Below are 3535 nucleotides of genomic sequence, written 5' to 3'. Positions count from 1 at the left end.
AAACGAGTTGTGAAAAATATAGTTATGAAAAATCACCAATAGTGAGAGAGGGAGCAGGGAGCAGGGAGCAGGGAGCATGGAGCAGGGAGCAGGGAGCAGCTCAAGGGCACCTAAGCAGTTGTGGAGAGCCAGTTGCTAATCTAAGTCCCCATCTCCCCATCTCCCCATCTCCCCATCTCCTGCTCTTCCTGTGATTCCCTCAAAGAGTATAACTACTTGTTGCTACTACTACCCAATCGAGATCGTGAGTTTCCCCTAAGGCATAGTGAACTGTACACCATTCCCCAGACAGATTGAAGTTAAGATGGTAAGTTTTGGAATTTACCAGTTGAGTGGCAAACAGGTTTCTCAAATCTATCTCGAACTTGCATTCTGTTTGGATTTCCTCTAATCCTTCTCTTTGTTCTGACAATTCTTCTTGAACCTCTTGGTATTCTTCCGTTGATAATTCTCCTTCTTCCTCTAATTTTACTAGTTCTTGTTCTAGCTGTGCTATTATTTCCTGGTACTCTTCTATCTCATTTCCGTAATCATCTCGAACTCTAATAAATTCATTGATTTCGCTAATCTCTAAAAATCCCGTAGTATCCAATAATTTTTGCATAACTTCGTTGCGACTAGTGGTGATCACTACCTCGAAACCTCCCAAGGTCAATTCTTCCTCTGCTTGGGCTTGGTGAGTAATTTGATTGGTGATACATTGGATTTGCTCAACCAGTGCAGCGGTATTGTATTGGACGGATTCTAGATCCGGAATCATAAATTGTGGTGATGAGTTGCACCGCCAGGTTTGTTTGATACCTAATCCAATCCACTCTCCTGCTGTTGATAAACCAATTAGCATCGGAATTCCTAAGGAGCCAAAGATACTTTGTTGAATGGGAAATCCCTCTTCCAATTCTTCTGGTAGTGTAGGAAGGCGATAGCCATAGATAGTTAACTCTGAGAAATTAGCTTGCAGCAGTGCGATCAGATTTTGGTAATGGGCGCTCACAGGTTGAGATTGGGTTGCGCGAATCTGACTGAGAAACTCTTCAGGAGTAAAGGGCATAAGACCGGTGTTATCGACTAGAAAGCGTTCCACTGAAAAAGAACCTTTATCGTCCACTTCCCAAGGAATAACTATATAAGGAGCGTCACCAACTAGGCTGAAGTATTCATCTTTGGTTAATTCTTGAAGGGTAGTAACAATTTGCTCAGTTTGGGGTTTCATAATTATTGTTAAGGTAGGATGTTAGTAAGCATTCAGCAGTCAGCTTTCAGCTGTCAGCTATAGAATTTTCATTTGAGATGTGAAACTATAATTGATGGTGAAAGGGAATAGGGAACAGGGAATAGGGAATAGGGCAGAGGGAATAGGGAACAGGGAACAGGGAACAGGGAAAGAATCCGTGTGTGTACTTCATTAATAGGAAAACGACTGTATGATAAATCAGCATTTGGTTTCATGAGATAATTTAAAATTATATATTAGCAAATAGTTGATATAATTGATCATACTTATGAGGTAGATTTAATTTTATTACTCCCTACTCCCTACTCCCTACTCTCAAAAATTCCAATGCCGAGGTACCTCCTTACACACAACTGCCACGAATTATAATGTATTTTATCTCAAGCAGTCATGAGTTTTAAAGCAGCAAATTCTAGTCAAGATTTGAACCAATCTACAGCAGTAAGTTCTAAGATTATTTCCGGTCGTTTTACGGTTCTGGAACAGTTCACTGAGTTCTTGACCTATAGCCAAATGTAAATTATTCAGCTTTCTCGTGGTTCGTTCCAGAGTGAGTTTTTGGCTACCCAGATTGGTGATTTATATTTCACACGTATTAGCGCTAATCAATCGGTTCAAGTAAGCGGTCCGAAACAGCAGGGATATTTAACTTTTGCGTTGGTTTGGGAGGCTAAAGGAGGCCATTTTTATGGCCACGGTCAGCCCCTGTGTCCCCAAACTGATTTGAATGGTTTTGATCGGCAACGGGAAACGGGCTTCGTGACTCCTCAAGTGGGAATGATGGTAGACATATTCATCCCGGTGGGAATCTTTGAAGCTTGTGCAAATCAGTTGCAGCGCTATGATTTGGACGATCGCTTCCTCGCCAAGAATCATGTGAGTATATTGCCCGATCGGATTGGGGAGATCAAGGATTATCTGCGGGAACTATTTTGGTTGGCGCAACATCAACCTGACTGGTTGAACCAGCCCCATGTTCAACAGCTGGTTGCAAATGATCTGGTTCCGTTGGTGATTCAAGCCATTCCCATTCAAGGCAGTTCCACCCCCACCCTCAAACCCTCTCGGCGCAGAAAGTTGATAGCCCAAGCGGAGCAAGAAATAGTAGCCCACTTGGAAAAACCCCTGACCCTGAAGGAGCTAGCCAAACGATTGGGCTCTAGCAGTTCAGCTTTGTCCTATGGGTTTCAGGAGTTATTTGGCATGAGTCCCATGCGCTATCTCAAGGTGCGACGGCTGAATGCGGTGCGCAGGTGCCTGAAGGCAAGTGATCCAGACAGTTGTAGCGTAGAAATCCTGGCTAACCAATTTGGCTTCTGGAATGGAGGCCATTTTGCTAGAGATTACAGAGTCATGTTTGGGGAATTGCCTTCAAAAACGTTGCAGAGGAAACCAGAAGTTAGACAAGAATCTTAAAAGCCGATTGTACCTGATTTTGAGACGATATATGACGACGCTTAACAAAACGAATTATAGATAAAACTAATTATTGTCCCGTCAAAGACTATTTTATTTTTATGGTTAGTAAAGTTGGAATTTTTGAGTATTGAGGGGAACCGTTTATGTTTAAGCTTAAATAGACAGCAGGTCAAAGTTGCACAGTCAAAGTTGCACAACTTATGAACTATGTACTATCCGAGCAAGCTAAAACCGATGAGGGAGCTATAGCTTTAGTACAAATGTTCTGCATCAGTGACATAGGACCGGTGCAGAAGACCTGCAACACTCAAAGGTGAAACTACCATGGAGACGGGAGCAGTTATGAAATATTTGAGAGCTAATGGTTCTAAGGGAAGTGGCGTTGCTGAATCTTCGCGCTGAATAGGAGTAGAGTGGGCATCCTGCCCGCCCGACAATATGTTGAAACTGGCTTGATGCCAGTTCCACGCCTGATGCCGCATCCTGCCCGCCCGACAATAAGCATGAAACTGGCTTGATGCCAGTTCCACAGCAAGATGCCGATTCCACAGATGCGACCCGTTCGCGCCCCGCGTCGGCTTTGCCGAAAGATGCGACCCAACGGCGATTTACTCGCCCTAGGAGGCGCGCGCCTAAGCGCGAATTTAATAATTAGATCGCTCAAGCGCACCTAAAAACTCTTAATAATGGAATGATTTTAAGAGTAGGTGCGCTTTCCAATGGGCGAGTAAATCGCCCTTGGGTCGCACCTGTGGAATAGGCATCTTGCCTGTTCGATATCTTTTGGAGCGGGCAGGATGCCCACTCTACTCCTATTAATTCGAAGATTCAGCAACGCCAGCTTTTGGAACTATGCTCTCCCTGGTTATTGCCGGAAGTTGA

At 43.9% G+C, this 3535-nt stretch carries 4 protein-coding genes; 3 read left to right on the top strand and 1 reads right to left on the bottom strand.

Features of this window, described 5'->3' with window-relative positions:
- A partial coding sequence (locus F6K20_RS29455; protein WP_287297062.1) for a hypothetical protein occupies positions 1-194 on the top strand: 194 nt, incomplete at its 5' end.
- 5 nt (positions 195-199) lie between these two features.
- On the opposite strand, the gene F6K20_RS29450 is transcribed toward F6K20_RS29455, so the two are convergent.
- Positions 200-1213: a hypothetical protein gene (locus F6K20_RS29450; protein ID WP_008181268.1), complete on the bottom strand. Its 1014-nt coding sequence runs from the start codon at positions 1211-1213 to the stop codon at positions 200-202.
- 411 nt (positions 1214-1624) lie between these two features.
- Between F6K20_RS29450 and F6K20_RS29445 the strand changes: the two genes are divergently transcribed.
- Complete coding sequence (locus F6K20_RS29445; protein WP_008181270.1) at positions 1625-1753, top strand: hypothetical protein; 129 nt, start codon at positions 1625-1627, stop codon at positions 1751-1753.
- Between the two features lie 39 nt (positions 1754-1792).
- Positions 1793-2650 (top strand): helix-turn-helix domain-containing protein, encoded by an 858-nt coding sequence (locus F6K20_RS29440; RefSeq protein ID WP_287297060.1) that lies wholly within the window; start codon positions 1793-1795, stop codon positions 2648-2650.
- The last annotated feature ends 885 nt before the right edge of the window (positions 2651-3535 follow it).

Source organism: Moorena sp. SIO2C4 (assembly GCF_010672485.1).
Classification (GTDB): Bacteria; Cyanobacteriota; Cyanobacteriia; order Cyanobacteriales; family Coleofasciculaceae; genus Moorena; species Moorena producens.
The sequence above is the reverse complement of the archived record's forward strand: the minus strand, read 5'-3'. Positions and strand labels throughout refer to the sequence as shown.

Bases quoted from the DNA above. Each gene is read 5' to 3' on its own strand.
- F6K20_RS29445 (WP_008181270.1), top strand. From the start codon at position 1,625: ATGAGTTTTAAAGCAGCAAATTCTAGTCAAGATTTGAACCAATCTACA.
- F6K20_RS29450 (WP_008181268.1), bottom strand. From the start codon at position 1,213: ATGAAACCCCAAACTGAGCAAATTGTTACTACCCTTCAAGAATTAACC.